Origin of the sequence: Galbibacter sp. PAP.153 (genome assembly GCF_037029175.1) — a bacterium.
Classification (GTDB): Bacteria; Bacteroidota; Bacteroidia; order Flavobacteriales; family Flavobacteriaceae; genus Galbibacter; species Galbibacter pacificus.
The window spans coordinates 11356-30720 of sequence record NZ_JAZEUN010000014.1 but is presented as its reverse complement, the minus strand read 5'-3'; the positions used below and the strand labels follow the sequence as shown (position 1 = coordinate 30720).

17 protein-coding genes and 2 pseudogenes are annotated in these 19365 nt (G+C 37.7%); 4 read left to right on the top strand and 15 right to left on the bottom strand.

The annotated features are described in order from the left end of the window. Nucleotides 1–168 precede the first annotated feature (168 nt). Nucleotides 169–423, top strand: a complete 255-nt coding sequence (locus UXI14_RS10405) for a type II toxin-antitoxin system RelE/ParE family toxin (RefSeq protein ID WP_335966082.1) — start codon at nt 169–171, stop codon at nt 421–423. 12 nt (nt 424–435) lie between these two features. Here UXI14_RS10405 and UXI14_RS10400 read toward each other — a convergent pair whose 3' ends face one another. The 12 genes and pseudogenes from UXI14_RS10400 to UXI14_RS10345 form a co-directional block, all read right to left on the bottom strand. After that, on the bottom strand, nt 436–753 hold the full coding sequence (locus UXI14_RS10400; RefSeq protein ID WP_335966081.1) for a hypothetical protein: 318 nt from the start codon (nt 751–753) through the stop codon (nt 436–438). Between the two features lie 451 nt (nt 754–1204). Continuing rightward, nucleotides 1205–1600 carry a cupin domain-containing protein gene (locus UXI14_RS10395; protein ID WP_335966080.1) on the bottom strand — a complete coding sequence of 132 codons (396 nt, stop codon included), beginning with the start codon at nt 1598–1600 and terminating at the stop codon, nt 1205–1207. A gap of 11 nt (nt 1601–1611) precedes the next feature. Next, a complete protein-coding gene (locus UXI14_RS10390) occupies nt 1612–2601 on the bottom strand; it encodes an alpha/beta hydrolase (RefSeq protein ID WP_335966079.1) in 990 nt (329 codons plus the stop codon). Nucleotides 2602–2658: 57 nt separating this feature from the next. Further along, the gene (locus UXI14_RS10385; RefSeq protein WP_335966078.1) at nt 2659–3117 is read right to left on the bottom strand and encodes a cupin domain-containing protein; all 459 of its coding nucleotides are present in this window, start codon (nt 3115–3117) and stop codon (nt 2659–2661) included. Nucleotides 3118–3127: 10 nt separating this feature from the next. Further along, nucleotides 3128–3715 carry a DapH/DapD/GlmU-related protein gene (locus UXI14_RS10380; RefSeq protein WP_335966077.1) on the bottom strand — a complete coding sequence of 196 codons (588 nt, stop codon included), beginning with the start codon at nt 3713–3715 and terminating at the stop codon, nt 3128–3130. Nucleotides 3716–3814: 99 nt separating this feature from the next. Then, nucleotides 3815–4684: a helix-turn-helix domain-containing protein gene (locus UXI14_RS10375; RefSeq protein ID WP_335966076.1), complete on the bottom strand. Its 870-nt coding sequence runs from the start codon at nt 4682–4684 to the stop codon at nt 3815–3817. A gap of 46 nt (nt 4685–4730) precedes the next feature. Beyond that, nucleotides 4731–5147: an AraC family transcriptional regulator gene (locus UXI14_RS10370; RefSeq protein ID WP_335966075.1), complete on the bottom strand. Its 417-nt coding sequence runs from the start codon at nt 5145–5147 to the stop codon at nt 4731–4733. Then, on the bottom strand, nt 5148–5753 hold the full coding sequence (locus UXI14_RS10365; RefSeq protein WP_335966074.1) for a flavodoxin: 606 nt from the start codon (nt 5751–5753) through the stop codon (nt 5148–5150). Continuing rightward, nucleotides 5746–6570 carry a DUF4440 domain-containing protein gene (locus UXI14_RS10360; RefSeq protein WP_335966073.1) on the bottom strand — a complete coding sequence of 275 codons (825 nt, stop codon included), beginning with the start codon at nt 6568–6570 and terminating at the stop codon, nt 5746–5748. Before UXI14_RS10360 ends, UXI14_RS10365 begins: the two co-directional genes overlap by 8 nt. A gap of 20 nt (nt 6571–6590) precedes the next feature. Beyond that, nucleotides 6591–7570: pseudogene (locus tag UXI14_RS10355) on the bottom strand (aldo/keto reductase). Between the two features lie 15 nt (nt 7571–7585). Next, entirely contained in the window at nt 7586–7900 is a 315-nt protein-coding gene (locus UXI14_RS10350) for a cupin domain-containing protein (protein WP_335966072.1), read from the bottom strand. A 207-nt stretch (nt 7901–8107) separates the two neighbouring features. Further along, the gene (locus UXI14_RS10345; protein WP_335966071.1) at nt 8108–8851 is read right to left on the bottom strand and encodes a carboxymuconolactone decarboxylase family protein; all 744 of its coding nucleotides are present in this window, start codon (nt 8849–8851) and stop codon (nt 8108–8110) included. Between the two features lie 182 nt (nt 8852–9033). On the opposite strand from UXI14_RS10345, the pseudogene UXI14_RS10340 reads away from it, so the two are divergent. After that, nucleotides 9034–9926, top strand: a pseudogene (locus UXI14_RS10340) (helix-turn-helix domain-containing protein). Between the two features lie 39 nt (nt 9927–9965). On the opposite strand, the gene UXI14_RS10335 reads toward UXI14_RS10340, so the two are convergent. Beyond that, nucleotides 9966–11456, bottom strand: coding sequence for a hypothetical protein (locus UXI14_RS10335; RefSeq protein WP_335966070.1), 1491 nt, complete (start codon nt 11454–11456; stop codon nt 9966–9968). Between the two features lie 571 nt (nt 11457–12027). Between UXI14_RS10335 and uvrA the strand changes: the two genes are divergently transcribed. Then, a complete protein-coding gene (gene uvrA, locus UXI14_RS10330; RefSeq protein WP_277899302.1) occupies nt 12028–14880 on the top strand; it encodes an excinuclease ABC subunit UvrA in 2853 nt (950 codons plus the stop codon). 61 nt (nt 14881–14941) lie between these two features. Continuing rightward, nucleotides 14942–15631 carry a TIGR00730 family Rossman fold protein gene (locus tag UXI14_RS10325; RefSeq protein ID WP_277899303.1) on the top strand — a complete coding sequence of 230 codons (690 nt, stop codon included), beginning with the start codon at nt 14942–14944 and terminating at the stop codon, nt 15629–15631. A 19-nt stretch (nt 15632–15650) separates the two neighbouring features. Here UXI14_RS10325 and UXI14_RS10320 read toward each other — a convergent pair whose 3' ends face one another. Continuing rightward, nucleotides 15651–16529 (bottom strand): YihY/virulence factor BrkB family protein, encoded by an 879-nt coding sequence (locus tag UXI14_RS10320; RefSeq protein WP_335966069.1) that lies wholly within the window; start codon nt 16527–16529, stop codon nt 15651–15653. A 189-nt stretch (nt 16530–16718) separates the two neighbouring features. Continuing rightward, on the bottom strand, nt 16719–19307 hold the full coding sequence (locus UXI14_RS10315) for a phosphoenolpyruvate carboxylase (RefSeq protein ID WP_335966068.1): 2589 nt from the start codon (nt 19305–19307) through the stop codon (nt 16719–16721). Between the last annotated feature and the right edge of the window lie 58 nt (nt 19308–19365).

Genomic DNA, 19365 nt, shown 5'->3' with positions numbered 1-19365 from the left:
TATAAATTATAGTGCAAATCATTACTATAAAAATACTTTAGAAATTAACGCCTTTTCCTTGACCTCTCTCAGTCCGTCAATATTAAGCTAAAAGCTTGTCGCACTCCGAGCAGACACCTTTATAAAAGTTTTTAACGTATTATTGTAGCGTAAAAACCTTTTCTATTTATGAATATAAAATGGAGCAATAGAGCTGTTGCGGATAATCTTGAAAATATATCTTTTTTATTTGATGAATGGGGTTTGGACGTAGTTCTTAATTATGAAAAAAAAATAATTCAAGTCGAAGAGTTGTTGCTTAAACATCCAAATGCAGGTGTATACATCGAAAGTATTGGTTATAGAAAAATAGCAGTTGCAAAACAAATAAGCATACTATACGATATAGCGGGAAGTACTGTTTTAATTGTGCGTTTGGAATAATTATAAAAAACCTTATTGGTAGTTTTTAATTTGATTCCTCATCATTTCCCGCATTTCTGCACTACTTACCGTTTTACCTTCTTCAAGTTCTTTATATGCATCTTGTAGACTTTCCATCAGTTCTTGTTTATAGGTTTCTTTAGGAAAAAGTATTTTTGTGAGTACAGTAACTTCTTTGGGCGTGAATGAGTTCTCTCTTAATTTTCTATAATAGGTAGCTTGTGAAATTCCTAAAGCCCTTACAAAATACTCGGCCTTGTAATAAGTTTTATTAATAAGCTCTGGTAGTTTTTCAAGATAATTATTATATTCCGTAACTATATCTATCATTTTTAAGAGTATTATTATTAATTTTAAACAAAGATATGTAAAAAAATCGAAAAAAAGCCCACCCCTCCTCCACCTAGCAATCCAACAATCTAATACTCTATATCGTAATCATTTTAAAAAATATCACGTAAAATTCTTATTATTCGGTATCCGACGGGGTTCCGGACGTGTCCAGATACGTTAGTGGACGTATCCCGAGCAGTATATTACCTATACAGATGGTTATTCTACGTATGCGGTTAAGCCCGTAACGTATCTACCGGGCTTTTGAGCCCCAAAAAAAGCTGTCCAAACGGGCAGCTTTCCTTTCATTAAATGTGCAGTTACTATAAACAAGATATTTTGTACATAACTGCTAACTATTTGTCTGCTGTAAAGATACTACTGTTTTATAGTGAAACTATACACAAATCAAACCATAAACTACAGTATTCAAACATTCGTGTTGTTTTTACATTAAATAATCCTTATCGCTTACTTTTTCCATCCAAGTTACTACTGTTCCATTTACTTCTTCTTGAATAGCAATATGGCTCATTCCTTTGGTTGCCGAAGCTCCATGCCAGTGCTTTTCGTTAGGCTCAAACCAAATTACATCGCCAGGTTTAATTTTCTCGATCTCCCCTCCTTCTCGCTGTACACATCCTACGCCGGCTGTAACTATAAGTGTTTGCCCTGCCGGATGTGTATGCCATGCAGTTCGTGCACCGGGCTCGAAAGTTACCAGCGCTCCGGCTGCTTTGGTTACATTTGTTTTAGAGAACAAAGGGTCTATTCTTACAGCTCCGGTAAACCAATCTTCGGGGCCTTTTGCCGATGGTTGTTCGCCATTTTTAATAATTTTCATACACCTTATTTTTAATTCATAGCTAAGTTAGCCTTTAAGCTTTCAACAAAAAATGCCTCTAATTTATCAAAAGGAATCACATTTATTTTGTCGTATAAATCTGTATGCACAGCTTTGGGTATTATTAGCAGTTCTTTAGGTTCTTTTGCATTTTTATAAGCATCTTCGCTAAAATATTTAGAGTGTGCTTCTGCTCCTGCTATAATTAATACCGGGCGTGGCGAAATTTCATCTATATAGGTTAAAAGTGGCATGTTCATAAAAGATAATGTGTTTGTAGCTGTCCAGGCTGCATTAGAATTTATGGAGCGTTCATGAAATCCTCGTTCGGTCTTGTAGTAATCGAAATATTCTTTTACAAACTGTGGTGAGTTATCGTTGGTTTGTGCCAATCCGTTTTCTGGATATTTTGGCGTCCCGTTCTTTGCATCTTCCCAACGTTGAAGGCTCATTTCTTCCAGCATTTTTGTACGCTGTTCTGGTGTTGTAGTACCAAAATATCCTTCGGCATTAACCCGAGACATATCGTACATACTGGTAGTGGCTACTGCTTTTACACGTTTGTCTACAGCTGTAGCATTTAAGGCAAAGCCACCAAAGCCACATATGCCAATAATACCAAGCTTATTTCTGTCGACATTTTTGTGCAACCCAAGAAAGTCTATGGCTGCACTAAAATCTTCGGTATTAATATCGGGCGATGCTACATTGCGGGGTTCTCCGCTACTCTCTCCAGTATAAGAGGGATCGAAAGCTAAAGTTATAAAGCCTCGCGCTGCCATTTGGTTGGCATACAATCCAGAGGCTTGCTCTTTTACAGCTCCAAATGGGCCACTTATAGCAATTGCTGCTAAACGATTGTTGTTGCTATTTTTTGGAAGGTACAAATCGCCTACCAATGTAATTCCGTAACGATTTTTAAAACTTACTTTTTTACGGGTAACATTGTCGCTCAATTTAAAAGTGTAATCTTTTTCTTGAGCTATACTTACAGTGCTCATAATGAATGCTATTATTATTGTTAAACATTTACTTTTTATCGACATATCTTTTTAAAGTTATTGGTTATACACCTCGTTGGTTACTGTTTCCATCCAATTAACAATTCCCTTTTCGGTATTTGGAACGATGTATAGTTGTTGCAAACCTACCTTGGGACTGGCACCATGCCAATGCCTAACATTGGACGGGCACTTTACAACATCACCCTTTTTAAGTGTTTGTTTTGGTTGCCCCTCTATTTGATGGTACCCAATACCATCGGTAATTATTAAGATTTGTCCAGCCGGGTGTGTGTGCCAGTTGCTTCGGGCTTCGGGTTCAAAATACACATTACCTACTACTGTGGTAAGTGTAGTATCGTTGGCAACTAAACCTGTATTATAGGCATTGCCTGTAAAATATTTAGCAGCTCCTTTTGTTCCTTCCGGAAAAATGCTTGTTAATGGTGTGGGTTTTTGCTCTTTACAGCCCATTATTACTAATGAAAGCGTAAATGTTACCAATAGTGTTCTCATAATGTATTGTTTATTGTATGGTTTTAATAACTTTTGCAGGGATACCGCCAACAACAGTGTTGGGTGGTACATCTTTATTTACTACAGCACCGGCAGCAACTACTGCATTTGTTCCAACAGTAACGCCGGGAAGTATGGTAGCTCCTGCTCCAATCCACGCGTTTTGTTTAATAATTACTTTGCTTGGAATTAATGTTTTTCGATTGTTTATGGTTACCGGATGATTCTCTGATGTTATGTTTACCCGCGGGCCTATCATTACGTTGTCTTCTATAACAATACCTCCCAAGTCTAAAAAGCTACATGCATGATTTACAAATACATTTTTACCCAAAATTATTTGATTGCCCAAATTGGTATAAAAAGGTGTAAAAACAGTAGTACTTTCATCTATGGGAGCACCTATAATTTCGCTAAGGTATTTACGGGCATCGGCTACATTGTTGCTAGTATTGAGTTTATTAGAAAGCTGCATGGTTTTATTTACCGTGGCACTAATTACACTGTATTCAGGATCGTCCATAGGAATGGGAATGCCTGCTTGTAGTCGCTTAAAAATAGTTTCGTTATAAGTATTTTTGGATGTTGGTGCTTTCATGCTCTTTTAGTTTGTTAATACAAGCAAAGGTAGTTACCATTATTGCTGTACTGTTAAAGATTATCGAACTAAAAGATAAGAAATTCAAACCTATAAGGGCTACGCTCTAATGGTTTTAGGGGTTGTATTGGTGTGTTTTTTAATAAAATTATTAAAATAAGTAGTGTACTCAAAACCAAGCGAATAAGCAATTTCGCCAATATTCCAGTTTGTATGTTGTAATAAGGCTTTGGCTTCTTGTACAATACGCTCCGATATGTGTGTAGATGTGGGCTTTCCGGTAACTTCTTTTACAGCACGATTTAAGTAATTGGCATGCACCGATAATGCTGTAGCATAATCTTTGGCTGTTCTTAATTTTAAAGGATGATCTGCACTTTCAATAGGGAATTGTCTTTCTAAAAGTTCCAAAAAAACTGCTGCCAATCGAGAAGCAGCATTCCCATGATGATTTACATTTTTGGAGGGTTCCATTTTTAAGGCTTCATGAATAATTAAATGAATGTAATTGCGTATTAAATCGTCTTTAAAAGTATAATCGGAAGCCTGCTCATCGATCATTTTTTTAAATATTTCGTTAAGAAAGTCTCGTTGTTCAACCGTTATTTTTAGAATTGGTGTTCCATCGATTTTAAATAAAGGCGATTGTAATATGCTTTCAGAACGGTCGGACAGTTTTAAAAACTCTTCAGAAAATAGACAGGTATAGCCCACATAAGTGGTAGAAATGGTTTCCCATGAGTATGGAATGTGTGGATTGCCAAAAAACAATACTGTACCTTCTTGTTCGTAAGTTCGGTTGGCGTAGTGTATTCTACTTTTACCTGTTGTTAAGCATATTTTGTAGAAGTCTTTTCTGCTATATATTTTAGTGGCATTACCGTCTTTTTCTATCTGAAAAACATTAAACCCTTTTAATTTAAGCTCATTATTATATACTGAAACCGAACGAACACTTTTACTTTTCATACTGCAAAGTTAAGAAATTCAAATATTTTGCAATGTTCTTTTGAAGCTAAAAACAAACATCCATCAAACAATAACATACAACATTCAAACATTTTCTAAAACCCTGTGGCGTTATACGGGCATGTTTCTTGAAAAAATTGCTGAAATGTGTGGCTTCTTTAAAGCCCAGAGCATATGCAATCTCGGCAATGTTCCAATGTTTTTCTTTTAATAGGTATTTGGCTTCTTTTAAAACCTTTTCTTTTATTAATTGACTGGTTGTTTTTTGTGCCGTCTGTTTTAATACGCGGTTTAAATGGTTTACATGGATGTTTAGTTGTTTTGCAAAATCGCCAGGGGTCTTTAACCGAGGGCTGTTTTTAAGCTCCTTGTTAGAAAACTCATTGTTTAAAAGGACAAAGAAGCTATTCGAAATACGCTGGTTTGCTATGCTTGTGCCTGTATGGTAATTACTGCCCTTCATCTAGTATAACTTTAGTTGCCGTAACCATTTTATAACTTCTTCTTCGACTTTTGTTTTCTTGGCGCCCTCCATTACAAAATAAATGCCGTCCCTTTCAATCCCCCCTTTAGTCGAAAACCCTTTTAAGATTGTTGCATTTGGGCACATGCTGTATACAGTTTCAAAACTATTGCCAAAGCCATAACCGGCATTGGTATTGAAAGGAATTACGGTTTTACCACTCATATCATATTGATGTAAAAAACTCTTTATTGGCGGTGGTAGCTGCATGCCCCAAGTAGGAAATCCTACAAATACAGTGTTGTATGCGTTAAAATTGTCTATTTGCGTTTTTAATGGCGGCAGGTAACCCGATTGGTTTTCTTCTGCTACTTGTGCCACTATGGCTTTATAGTCTTCTGGGTAAGGTTTTTCCAGATCAATGGCCACCAGCTCCCCTCCTACTTTTTTTTGAATGATTTCTGCCAGTGCCTTGGTGTTATTGGTACGCGAGAGGTAAACAATTAAAGTGTTTTCTTTTTTTGATTCTTGGGCATTACAACTACAATAAAACACAGGAGTGATTATTATTAGTAAAAGAAAATATATTTTGAATGTTTTATTCATTATTTGTAAGTAGTTTAACAAAAGATAAATTGGCCAATTTCCAGCTGCCATTTTGCTTTTTATAAACCTCGGTTACCATAAAAGGATTGGTTACTTCGTTACCCCCTACTTCTGCCAACAGGGTAATGCGGTTTAAAAGAATTGCCGTATCTCCTATTACATCCACGTTTACTTCATGGATGTCTGCCTTTTTATACCATATACCGCCACTTTCTATAATGGCAAGTTCTCTATCTGTTCCCCAAGCGCCTCCCATGTGTACAAATTGTGCGTCTTTATGGAAAAGTTTGGTTAATTCCTTTACATTTTTATCGGCCATCCATTGCCATTTCTTTTTAGAAAGTTCTTTGATTTCTTCTCTGGAAACCGAGGTGACATTTATATTTTGATACGTTTCTTCGGAAATACTTTCCAACCATTGTGTAGGTTGATTGGCCGTTACAGCCAAATATGCAAAAGATGTGGTTGGGGTTGACGCATGCCAGTGTTCTACCCCTGGATCGCAATTAATTACATCGCCTTGTTTTACTATTTGCACTGGTTTGTTTCGCTCCTGATAATATCCGGTTCCTTCGGTAATTAACAACTGTTGTCCGCCCGGATGCACATGCCAGTCCAATTTGGCATTGGACGCAAAAGTGGCAACAACTACATTGTAGTTATGGGTATTGTTGGCACTGCTTATATGATTGAGCCATACATCTCCCGTATGGTGCACATTGGGGGCTTTTTCTCCTTTTGAAAAAATAGGGGTTTCTTGAGCTCTTATTTGAGTGGTTGAAGCAATACACATTGCTATTAATAATAAATGTTTCATCTGTTTCAATTGTTAGTTAATTATTTTCCTACGCGTTCTTGTAAATGTTTGGGGTAGCGCTCGCCCTGTACTTTTATTTTTGCAAAGGCACTATCTATTTCCAATAATTCTGTAAGCGATAAATTAATAGATGCCGCACCTATGTTTTCTGTTAACCTATGTAGTTTTGTGGTTCCGGGAATGGGAGCTATCCATGGCTTTTGCGCCAACAGCCAACCTAAGGCTATTTGTGCTGGCGTGGCATTTTTATGGGCTGCTATTTCTCCCAATACATTTACCAGTGCCTGATTTGCTTTGCGGTTTTCTTCGCTAAAGCGCGGAACGATATTTCTAAAATCGGTTTTATCAAATTCGGTATCCGCATTGATTTTCCCTGTTAAAAACCCTTTTCCAAGCGGACTAAAGGGTACAAAACCAATGCCCAGTTCTTCCAATGTTGGTATAATTTCTTTTTCGGGTTCGCGCCACCATAACGAATACTCGCTTTGCAATGCCGTTACCGGTTGTACGGCGTGTGCTTTGCGTATGGAATTTACTCCGGCTTCCGAAAGCCCAAAGTGTTTTACCTTCCTTCTTTAATAAGGTCTTTTACAGTTCCGGCAACATCTTCCATAGGCACATTGGTGTCTACCCGGTGTTGGTAAAATAAATCGATAACATCTGTTTTTAAATGTTTGAGCGATTTTTCGGCTACCTCGCGAATCCGTTCCGGACGGCTGTCCTGGCCTTGACCGGAATCGCCGTTTTTAAATCCGAATTTAGTAGCTATCACCACCTCTTTTCGAAAAGGTTCCAATGCCTCCCCTACCAATTGTTCATTGGCGGCGCCATAAGCTTCAGCGGTGTCAAAAAAAGTAACTCCCTGTTCGTAAGCTTCGCGTATAAGCTTAATTGCTTGTTTTTTATCGGTAGCCGGATCATATCCAAAAGTTAACCCCATACAACCCAGTCCTAATGCAGACACTTCTAACCTGCTATTTCCCAACATTCTTTTTTTCATCGTTTTATATTTTAATTATTTATTGCCAGTTGCATATTCTTCATCGGTAACAGGTTTCAACCATTTCGTGGGGCCTTTTTCCCTTCCAGTAATAGCAATTTGTACAAACTCATTTTCTGCACTTGCACCGTGCCAATGCGGAATATTGGCAGGACATTTTACAACATCTCCTTTGCGTAATATTCGTTTGGGGCTTCCTTTTTCCTGATAATACCCAACACCTCCGGTTGCCAACAAAATTTGTCCACTTGGATGCATGTGCCAATTAGATCGGGCACCGGGTTCAAAAGTTACATTTCCAACACTGTTTTTATTAATGCTATCTGCCATTACCAAGCCTGTTTAAATAAGCAGTCCCGACAAAGTTGCTATTGTTTATTTTTTCTCCTTTTGGATAGAGCGATAATGTGTTTTTTGAATTTTTATTTTTTGTATCCGTACAGGATCTTAACCCTATTAAAAAACTTATAATTAAAACGAATTGGACTTTCATGGTTCTATAATTTTTGGGTTGCTGATGAATGGCAATAAACCCGTTTACTGCTTATTTTTTGATTGTAATAATTCATTCAATACAGTTTGGGCATCATTTCCTTCTTGCTTTCCAACACGATGCTTAATTACTTTAGTAAAATCATGAAGCTGAGCTTCTGTCCAGCCTTGTATCAAACAGATATTCATGTGCGAGCGCAACATGGGCTCGGCCTTTTGTATACTTGCAATAACAGAGATGGTTACCAATTCCCTTTCTTTATAGGTAAGCACATCACGCTCAAAAATATCGGCAAACAAATGTTCTTTTAAAAATACTTCAATTTCTGGAGAAAACTGGGCATATCCCTTTTTTGGCCCATCCAGTTTTGTGCCCACCAATTTGTCAAGGTTTGCTTTTCCCCTGTCGTATTTAGCTCGTTCATCTTTTATTGGGGATGCTTTCGGCCCCCATACATCTTTAATCCCTTTTGCCTTTCTGTCGTCAAGCACGATAATAAAAGTTTGAAGGCCTCTTATGCTACGCGGAAACCCACAATATGCATATAAATGTACAATGGCCTCCTTTAGCTCATTTACGGTCCATCCATTATCAAGTCCATCATTTAGAGCGCTTTCTAGTTTTTTTAAGTTGCCATTGGCCGTGTAGGATGCTACCAATATCAACGATTTATCTTTTTCGGTAAGTGTTTCTCGAAACCACATTCCTTCTGAAGCATTTACAGGGTTTATAACCCCTACTGTAAAAAATAAAAAAGAAAAGGCTGAGAAAACTATAGGTATGTGCATGATTTATTTAATTTATGTTTGTACTTTAAAACTAATTCTTAGTACTTGTTACAAATATCCGAAGTCATGAAGGCTATTCATGTATACCAATTACTGTTATACTAATACAGATTACTTTTTAAGGTATATATTTGATTTTTAATGAATAACAAGTATTATATTTAACAAAAAATTACAAAAAAATGGACGGTATTATCACTTTCGACACCATAAAACAATACTGCGATTTTAACAATAACGAAGCACTGCATCCGCTTGTGGGTATTATTGACCTATCGAAAGCTGAACCGAGACAATTTACCCGTTTTCGTTATAATTTTTATGTAATTTTCTTCAAGGAAATAAAATGTGGCGATCTTCGCTATGGCTGCAATTATTACGATTATGAAGAAGGAACACTTGTTTTTCTTGCCCCTGGACAGGTAATTGGCGAAAACAAAGCCGAGTATTATCAACCTAAAGGAATTGCTTTGGTTTTCCATCCCGATTTTATTCTTGGAACCGCCCTTGGACAGCGTATACAGGAATATACATTTTTTAATTATGAAGTAAGCGAGGCTTTGCATCTTTCGGTGCCCGAAAGAGACATGATTAAAGATATATTTACAAAAATCAACCATGAATTGAAGCAACTTATAGACAAACATACCAAGAGTCTGGTTATTTCTAATATGGAATTATTCTTAAATTATTGTGTGCGGTTTTACGACAGGCAGTTTATTACCCGAACCAATGCAAACCAAGATATTATAGTCCGTTTTGAAAAGTTACTTAATGATTATTTCCATTCGGAGAAGCCTGAAAAGCTGGGATTGCCGTCTGTAGCTTATTATGCTGAACAACTATTTATTTCTCCTAATTATTTGGGGATATGATTAAAAAAGAAACAGGTAAGTCACCGCAGGAGCATATTCAATTAAAGCTAATTAGTATTGCCAAGGAGCGTATTTTCGATCCATCTAAAAGTATTTCTGAAATAGCCTATGAACTTGGTTTTAAGTACCCGCAACACTTTAGTAAAATGTTTAAGAAAATTACAGGGGCTTCACCTAATGATTACCGGTTGATGAATTGAATATTCTAGAAATTGCCTCCCCATTTTTAAAACACTGGCCTAGTTATTATTGAAAGACCAATTATAAGTAGTCATTAGTTCATTTATTTTCTCGGTGGTGGTACTATTTATGGTATTAGAACCAGGGTTGTTGTTAAAATCTATATAACCATCAAAAATTGAATTTAAGACTGCTCGGTCATAAACTAGGGATATTAATTCATCAAGTTGAGTGTCGCTAAATTGATTTCCGCCAATATGAAGATCAAAAATTTTAGGATTATTGGTGATATCTAACGCTGTAAGATTATTATTCTCAATAATTAAACGGTTTATCTCTGGATTTTTAGATAAATCTATGTCATTTAAAAGATTGTTGTCTATATATAGGTTTTTTAATTTAACATTTAGCGATAAATCAATAGCAGCTATTTGATTTCCATATAAATCAATACGTATAAGCCCCGTATTCTTTGAAACATCAATGCCGGTCAGTAAATTTCTCCCAATGTTTATTTCTTCTAAACTTGTGTTTTTTGAAATATCTAACTCTTTTAATTTATTATCAGATAGATCAATTCTTTTTAAGCTTAAATTTTTTGATAGGTCTAAAGTGTTTAATTGATTTTCGCGAGCTAATAATACTTTTAAGTTTGTATTATTAGAAATGTTTAAACTGGAAATAGAATTTCCGGTTACCCATAAAAACTCTAAGTCTAAATTTTTAGAAACATCAATATCAGCTAATTGATTATACCTTAGGAACACATTTTTTAATTTAAGATTGTTCTCAAAGTTCAAATTGGTTATTTGATTGTATCCTAACGATAATTGTTCTAGAGCAGGATTCTTCGAGGTATTTAAGGTGGTAAGTTTGCCGGCATAAAATTCACAATAATTAAGCAAGCTTAACTTACTTATGTCTGCCGAAATTAAATTACTTTGATAATCGTTTTGCCTGTCATTGCAATTAAATCTTAACTCTTGTATGGCTTCTAGCGGCCCACTTATTTTTATGGTATAAACCCCCTTGGTTGTATAGGTATGGTTTTGTTCACTATCTTCTGTAGTATTGCTTATTACAGAAAAATAATCATCAGTAGTTCCATCTCCCCAATCTATTTTAAAATTTGAATTTACAATTGATTTTATAACAATAGTCTTTGTCGTGGTTGTGATTGATTCATCAACAATCAGGCTGAAAAAATCTGTAGCTTCCGGGAAGTCTATATCTAACTTTTCATATCCAAAATCTGCCTCAGTATACCCCTCCGTACTTATATTTTCTGTAGATGTAATAGTCAGTTTTTCTTCTTTTACATTAAAACTAAATGGCAATGTATTTTGAGCTGATTTAGACAAAGCCGAATTTGCCTTGGGAGTCATGGCAATTACTATATTATCGGCATTAGTCAAGATAAATTCAGTTAAGTTGTAACTTCCTGATTTAAGTATTATTTCTTCGGTTATATATTTTTCCTCTTGCTCAAAAACTTCAACTTTTTCCCTTGTAAAAACTGCGTCGCCGTTAGCATCGTTAATGCTGATCAATGCAAAGAAAGTATCGGGGCTGCTTGTTGCTTTTTTTGATTCATTTTTTTGATTGAAAGTCGTAAAGTCAATTTGAAATACTTGCCTCCCTTCTACTTTTGTAGTTATTTCAGGCTATTAATTTCTTCGTTGTCCTTATTACATGAAATAGTAACGATGGCTGTAAATAGTAGGTAGAAAAAGATTCTCATAGTTAGTTGGTTGAAAAGTAATTTATTGTTTAGGCTATGTGAATATACTATAAATAATTATATATTTTCAATATCTTCCTTTTTTAGTGTGAAACATTTTTGAAATAGCATCCAAACTCGGTTTTAAGTACCCGTAATGTTTTAGCCGCATGTATATAAAAGTACCGGATACAGCCCAAAAGAACGCCGGTTGATGAATTGATTTTTAATTGTCCCTTCCTAATTACTTATTTGAAGCAATATGTATTGACTATTGAGCCAATAACATTTCTTTTTTTCAACAATTGCCCATTGCCCATCTTTTTAACTAATAAAATTACAAACCATACTTGCTTCCCTTTTACCACTTAAAATCGTAACTTTGTGGTTTTGCATTTTGTATGACAAATTTTGAGGAAAATATAGAGGTTAAAGGCGCCAGGGTCCATAACCTTAAAAATATAGATGTTACAATTCCCAGGGAAAAATTGGTGGTTATCACGGGGCTTTCCGGAAGCGGGAAATCCTCTTTGGCCTTCGATACCATTTACGCCGAGGGGCAACGCCGCTATATTGAAACCTTTTCGGCTTATGCCCGGCAGTTTCTGGGCGGTTTGGAGCGCCCAGACGTAGATAAAATAGACGGGCTCTCCCCTGTTATTGCCATCGAGCAAAAAACTACTTCCAAGTCGCCACGGTCTACTGTTGGCACCATTACCGAGATTTACGACTTTTTAAGATTGTTGTTTGCACGCGCCGCCGATGCGTATAGCTATAACACCGGAGAAAAAATGGTGAGCTATAGCGACGAACAGATACGAGATTTAATCCTTGCCGATTTTAAGGATAAGCGCATTAATGTTTTGGCACCCATAATACGCAGTAGAAAGGGGCATTACAGGGAGCTGTTTGAACAAATTTCCAAACAGGGCTTTGTTAAGGTTCGGGTAGATGGCGAAATAAAGGACCTGGAAAAAGGCATGAAACTGGACCGTTACAAAACACACGATATTGAAATTGTAATAGACAGGCTACAGGTAGACAATAGCGAAAATACGGCCAAGCGTTTGGGCGAGACCATCAATACCGCCATGTACCACGGCGACGACGTTTTAATGGTGATCGATAATGACAATGGCGATGTACGCTTTTTTAGTCGGAATTTAATGTGTCCTACGTCGGGGATTTCGTACCCCAACCCAGAGCCCAATACGTTTTCGTTCAACTCCCCCAAGGGCATGTGCCCAACATGCAGTGGCTTAGGGCGTATTTATGAAGTAAACCTGGAAAAAATTATTCCCAATGAAAATTCAAGTATAAAATCGGGCGGGATCTCCCCTTTGGGAGAATATAAAAAGTCATGGATTTTCAAGCAACTGGAGGTAATAGCCCAACGGTTTGATTTTAAATTGACCGATGCCATTAAGGATATTCCAAAGGAAGCAATGGAAGTCATTCTTCACGGTGGAAATGAAAAATTCTCGATAGAATCCAAAACACTGGGCATTACCCGCGATTATAAAATAGATTTTGAAGGGATTATAAGCTTTATAAAAAATCAGTTCGATGAAAGTGGCTCCAGTTCCATCCGCCGTTGGGCAAAGGGCTATATGGACAAGGTAGATTGCCCAACTTGTAACGGCACCCGTTTGCGGAAAGAATCGCTTTATTTTAAGGTGAACGAAAAAAACATTGCTCAACTGGCCTCTTTGGACATGATAGAGCTGGCAACTTTTTTTAAGGAGCTTCCAAAAAGTCTTTCAGAAAAACAATTAAAAATAGCCGAAGAAATTTTAAAGGAAATCAATGCTCGCATCAGTTTTTTACTGGATGTTGGCCTGGATTACCTGTCGCTTAACAGAAGTTCTAAATCCTTATCGGGGGGCGAGGCACAGCGTATACGTCTGGCCACGCAAATAGGTTCTCAACTGGTAGGGGTTTTGTATATTTTGGACGAACCGAGCATTGGGCTCCACCAACGGGATAACGACCGGTTGATTAAATCGTTGGAATCTTTAAGGGATATCGGGAATTCCGTTATCGTGGTAGAACACGACAAGGATATGATAGAACGAGCCGACCATGTAATAGACATTGGTCCGAAAGCGGGAAAAATGGGCGGCGAGATCATCTCAGAAGGCCCACCGGCTGCATTGAAACAATACCATACCCTTACCGCAGATTACATTACCGGGAAAAAAGAAATTGAAGTCCCCAAAAAACGTAGGAAGGGAAACAAAAAATCCATTGTTTTAAAAGGATGTACGGGCAATAACCTAAAAAAGGTAAACGTAGAGTTTCCACTTGGCAAAATGATTGGTGTTACCGGGGTCTCGGGAAGCGGCAAATCTACTTTAATCAACGAGACGCTCTACCCCATTTTAAACGCACATTTTTTTAATGCAGTAAAAGTGCCAATGCCATACAAAAGCATTAAGGGGCTGGAGCATATAGACAAGGTTATAGACATTAATCAATCGCCCATTGGCCGCACGCCACGGTCCAACCCGGCTACATACACCGGCGTATTCAGTGAAATACGCACGTTGTTCACGCAAACCCCAGAAGCCATGATACGCGGGTACAAGCCGGGAAGGTTTAGCTTTAACGTAAAAGGCGGCCGTTGCGAAACCTGCCAAGGTGCCGGCGTTAGGGTTATAGAAATGAATTTTTTACCCGATGTTACCGTGGCTTGCGAAACTTGCAATGGAAAGCGCTTTAACAGAGAGACCCTTGAAATACGCTACAAAGGAAAATCTATTGCCGATGTGCTGGAAATGACAATTAACGAGGCTGTTAATTTCTTTGAGAACATTCCTAAAATACACCGCAAATTGGCTACATTGCAAGATGTTGGTTTGGGCTACATTACGCTTGGGCAACAGTCTACTACTCTTTCCGGAGGCGAGGCGCAACGCGTAAAATTGGCTACCGAGCTATCCAAAAAAGATACGGGAAATACTTTTTACATCTTGGACGAGCCTACAACAGGGCTTCATTTTGAAGATATCAACGTATTAATGGGCGTATTGAACACCCTTACCGATAAAGGAAATACGGTACTTATTATTGAGCATAACCTGGATGTAATAAAAATGGTAGACCATATTATTGATATTGGCCCCGAAGGCGGTAAAAGTGGTGGAAAGGTTATTGCAACGGGTACACCCGAAGAGATTGCCAACAACAAAAAAAGCTATACGGCCACCTATTTAAAGAAAGAGCTCATGGCCAATAGTATGCAAGAAGGCTAAAAATGTTCCTGCACCCAAAACATGCAGGAAAATAGAATGAACAAACAAAATATTTTGATATATGAGAAAAGAACAACACAGCAAGGGTTGGAACGAGATTAAAACAAACGACTCATGGGCCATATTTAAAATAATGGGCGAGTTTGTTAGCGGGTATGAAAAACTAAGTCGGATTGGCCCCTGTGTATCTATCTTTGGATCGGCCCGTACAAAACCCGATCATGCATATTATCAACTAGCAGAAAATATAGCAAAGAAAATTGTAGAAGCCGGTTATGGCGTTATTACTGGTGGCGGACCGGGAATTATGGAAGCCGGAAACAAAGGGGCACACCTTGCCGGGGGAACTTCTGTGGGGCTAAATATAGAACTCCCTTTTGAACAGCACGACAACCCGTATATTGACAGTGATAAAAATCTGGACTTTGATTATTTTTTCGTGCGGAAGGTCATGTTTGTAAAGTATTCTCAAGGCTTCGTGGTCATGCCCGGTGGCTTTGGTACCTTGGACGAACTTTTTGAGGCCATTACACTTATACAGACCAAAAAAATAGCCATGTTCCCTATAATTTTAGTGGGAAGCGATTTTTGGGGCGGATTGATGGACTGGGTAAAAACAACTTTATTGGAGGCAAACAACAATGTAAGCCCTAAAGACCTCGATTTGGTCAAAGTCGTAGATACCGAAGATGAAGTGGTAGAAGTGCTCAATGCATTTTATAAAAAATACAATTTGAGTCCGAATTTCTAACTCAAAACGGTCAAAAAAATTATACCTGTTCTTGCCCTACGGCCGGAACAGGTTTCTTTTTGTTTTTTTGGTGCTCGGAATACACCATGGTAAATTCTGCCCCCATAAAAAATATCAATCCCGTATAGTATACCCATAATAATATAAGCACCACAGAGCTTGCGCCACCATATACCGAGGCCGGGGCTGTCTGCCCGAAATAGTACCCCAATAATGTTTTTCCCAGTAAAAACAACAATGTTGTTATAATGGCCCCAATAAAAGCGGTTTTCCAACGTACCCTCCTATTTGGCAAAAACCTGTATACAGCTGCGAATAAAACGGTTATTATGGTCAAGGAAATTATAAAATTGAAGAAGGAGACCAATGCTACAGTTATTTCGGGATAATAATTTTTAAGGTAGTTGTTCAATACCGAAATGCCGGCCGATATTATCAAGGAAATTATCAGTAGGAAACCAATGGCCATAATCATACCGAAAGAAATAAGCCTGTCTACCACCATCTTTTTAAAATTGGTATTGTCTTCTGCTGCTTCAAAAATAATATTGAGGGTTTTTTGAAGTTGATAAAATACGCCCGTTGCACCAAAAAGAAGCGTACTGGCACTTATAACAATATTCAGCGTAGAATTGCTGTTGATGCTGGCACTGGTAATCATGCTTTCTATTGCTTCAGCGGGACCACTGCCTATTAGACCGGAAAATTCAGAAGTAATATGGCCCTGTACGGCTTCCCTTCCAAAAAATATACTGCTCAACCAGATTACAATCAGTAATAAAGAAGGCAGGGAAAACAAGGCATAATAGGCAATTATGGCACTTTTTGCAAAGGGGTCAAGGTCCAACCAATGCTTGAATGTTTTTTTTATGATGGAAAAGCCCGTTTTTAATTTCATAAAAAGACAATTTAATTTGCCCACCAAGATGAGCCCTGAATAATTAATGTTTGCCTGCCCGGTATTGGTATAATGAACTACGGACAATCTGATTTTAAATATATCTTTTATATAAGAAAAAAGCTGTTAAATTATCCACAAAAGATATTTAACAGCTTTTAAAATATTCAAGCTTTGTCAAAAACGCTTTTAAGCCGAGTTCCTACTCGCGTTAATGTTACCAAACAAAGAGCGGGTAACCATGCGTTCGTATATTTCCAACAATTCTGGGTCTACTTCTTTTTTGGATGCCTGTAATTCTTGGATCTGCCTTAGCGCAAACTGCTGAATGGTAAGCAAAGGTAATACTATTTTCTCCCTTACCTGAATAGAAGCCCGCATGGAACGCGTGTCTTCCATCAGTTCGGAATATCCGGTTACCTTGAGCAACATTTTTTTGCTTCGCTCGTATTCTTCATGGATAATTTTCCAGAAAGCACCAAACTCCTTGTCTTTTTCCATATAGGCCGTAAGCTTAAAGAAAGATTTGGTTAAACTCATCATACTGTTCTCCAAAAGGGTCCTGAAGAATGCCGAATTGTTGTATAACGATTGTACTTTGTCGAATTCCTTATTATCGACAAATGCCTGTATGGCAATGCCCACACCGTAGAATCCGGGTACATTTTGTTTTAATTGGCTCCAGCTTCCCACAAATGGAATTGCCCTTAAATCGGAAAAGACCAACTTATCGGACTTCCCTCTTTTGGAAGGCCTACTTCCTATATTGGTTTTGGCATAATATTTCAAGGTGCTCATCCGCTCTAAATAAGGTAAAAACTTAGGATGCTTTTTAAAGTCAACATAAGCTTTGTAACTTATTTCGGCCAAACGGTTCATGGTATCGCGGTCTGCATCGCTCAATCTGTCTTTTTCATCTGCAAAAACGTTGTTGGCAATACCAGAGCTTATAAGTTGCTCCATATTGTACTGGCAGGAATCCAATGTTCCAAAATTAGAACTAATGGTCTGGCCCTGAATGGTTAATTGTACTTCTTCGTTTTCAATAGTTGGCCCCAACGAAGCATAAAACTGGTGTGTTTTTCCGCCTCCACGTGCTGGTGGGCCTCCCCTACCATCAAAGAACACTACTTTTACATTATATTTACGGGAAATTGCCGTAAGTGCTTCTTTGGCTCTGTAAATACTCCAATTGGCCATTAAATAACCGCCATCTTTAGTTCCATCGGAAAAACCGAGCATAATGGTCTGTTTGTTCCCGCGTCTTTTTAAGTGTGCCGCATACGATTTGTTGGTATACAGGGTCTCCATAACATTATGGGCATCTTCTAAATCGTCTACGGTTTCGAACAATGGAATAACATCTGCCGTTGGCTGTTCCCAATCGCACATGCGTATCATGGCAAATGCTTCCATAACATTGAGAACGCTTCCGTTGTTGCTTATAATGTAGCGGTTACAGCCCAGCTCTCCATTATTTTGCTGAATGGTTTTCATTGCATAAATGGATTCTAGCGTAACGCGGCTCATTTCGTGCTTAAAAAGGCTCGGGTTTACTTTCCCAACAACTTTTCCAAGGGCTTTTATTTGCTGTTCTTCCGAAAGCTTTTCGTAGTTTTTAGGGAAGATATCCAGCCCCATTTCAAGCGATTCTTTAACTATGTTGGATAATACATTGTGATGTACCCTGGAATCCTGACGTATGTCCAAACTTGCAAAATGGAACCCAAAGAGTTTCATTTTATTAATAAGGTCGTTAATTTCTTCTACAAACAACGATTGGTGTTTGGCCACAAGAATCTCCCTTATTTCGAGCAGGGTATTCATGGTTTCTTCCGCAGAAATGGTAGTTCTGCCACTCTCTAAAAAGATATTTTCGTACAGTTTAGACTCCAGATCTGTTATAAGTTTGTCCACAAACTCAAAAGTAATCCTCCTGCGGAGCCTTCTTACGTCCCTGTAGTAATTTTTTAGAACGGTACTACGGAGCCTGTCGGCAACTTTCAGGGTAATGTCTGTTGTTACAAACGGGTTCCCGTCCCTGTCGCCACCTGGCCAAAAACCTAAGTTTAGTACTTGGTTGTTGAGTTCTTCATCGCTAAAAATATTGTTTTGTATATAATTAAATATCTGGCTTGAAGATTGGTAGAACACATGTTCTAAATACCAGATTAAACTAACGGCTTCATCAAAAGGGGTTGGTTTTTCCTTTTTAAAGAAAGGAGTTTTCCCCAGCTGCGCCAGTAATTTTTTTATGTAATTAAGGTCGTTGTTGCGAATGGCTTCGGCCAGATCGGTTATAATTCCCAAAACAGAACCCGGGTAAAATTGAGTAGGGTGTGCCGTTAAAACGGGACGTACTTTAAAATGTTTTAAGTACGACTTTAACTCGCCCATTTTGTTTTTGGCCTCGGCTTCTTCTTTTACATTTCGCAGGGTTCCCCTGCCATCCATATTGTTTACCACCGGAAAGGTTGCGTCTTCAATGGCATCAAATAATACAACCTGTCGTTCTATGTATTGAATAAACCTAAAAAGGAGGTCGAATTTATCAGCATCCGAAGGCTTTTCGTAATATTTATCAAAAAAACGACTTACAATTTCTGAAGGGTTTTTGTTTTCCTCATAGCCTTTTTCACATGTTTCAGAAAATAACGGCAACAAAACCCCAGTATTTGTTATTTCATCAAATGGGAGGGTGATGAAAATACTGTTGTAAATTTGATATCTGGATAATACACTTTCATTAAATCGGTCTATTTTCGGTTTTCTTAGCATATACTATTTTTGTAATATTTTGGTTTCACGTAAAAGTACAAAAAACCCTCTCAAAATA

Excerpts from the sequence above, each read along its gene's own strand:
- UXI14_RS10315 (WP_335966068.1), bottom strand. The coding sequence starts at position 19,307 with ATGCTAAGAAAACCGAAAATAGACCGATTTAATGAAAGTGTATTATCC.
- UXI14_RS10385 (WP_335966078.1), bottom strand. The coding sequence starts at position 3,117 with ATGAGAACACTATTGGTAACATTTACGCTTTCATTAGTAATAATGGGC.
- UXI14_RS10325 (WP_277899303.1), top strand. The coding sequence starts at position 14,942 with ATGAGAAAAGAACAACACAGCAAGGGTTGGAACGAGATTAAAACAAAC.
- UXI14_RS10380 (WP_335966077.1), bottom strand. The coding sequence starts at position 3,715 with ATGAAAGCACCAACATCCAAAAATACTTATAACGAAACTATTTTTAAG.
- UXI14_RS10370 (WP_335966075.1), bottom strand. The coding sequence starts at position 5,147 with ATGAAGGGCAGTAATTACCATACAGGCACAAGCATAGCAAACCAGCGT.
- UXI14_RS10375 (WP_335966076.1), bottom strand. The coding sequence starts at position 4,684 with ATGAAAAGTAAAAGTGTTCGTTCGGTTTCAGTATATAATAATGAGCTT.
- UXI14_RS10400 (WP_335966081.1), bottom strand. The coding sequence starts at position 753 with ATGATAGATATAGTTACGGAATATAATAATTATCTTGAAAAACTACCA.
- UXI14_RS10360 (WP_335966073.1), bottom strand. The coding sequence starts at position 6,570 with ATGAAACATTTATTATTAATAGCAATGTGTATTGCTTCAACCACTCAA.
- UXI14_RS10390 (WP_335966079.1), bottom strand. The coding sequence starts at position 2,601 with ATGAGCACTGTAAGTATAGCTCAAGAAAAAGATTACACTTTTAAATTG.
- UXI14_RS10320 (WP_335966069.1), bottom strand. The coding sequence starts at position 16,529 with ATGAAATTAAAAACGGGCTTTTCCATCATAAAAAAAACATTCAAGCAT.
- UXI14_RS10405 (WP_335966082.1), top strand. The coding sequence starts at position 169 with ATGAATATAAAATGGAGCAATAGAGCTGTTGCGGATAATCTTGAAAAT.
- UXI14_RS10345 (WP_335966071.1), bottom strand. The coding sequence starts at position 8,851 with ATGCACATACCTATAGTTTTCTCAGCCTTTTCTTTTTTATTTTTTACA.
- uvrA (WP_277899302.1), top strand. The coding sequence starts at position 12,028 with ATGACAAATTTTGAGGAAAATATAGAGGTTAAAGGCGCCAGGGTCCAT.
- UXI14_RS10395 (WP_335966080.1), bottom strand. The coding sequence starts at position 1,600 with ATGAAAATTATTAAAAATGGCGAACAACCATCGGCAAAAGGCCCCGAA.
- UXI14_RS10350 (WP_335966072.1), bottom strand. The coding sequence starts at position 7,900 with ATGGCAGATAGCATTAATAAAAACAGTGTTGGAAATGTAACTTTTGAA.
- UXI14_RS10365 (WP_335966074.1), bottom strand. The coding sequence starts at position 5,753 with ATGAATAAAACATTCAAAATATATTTTCTTTTACTAATAATAATCACT.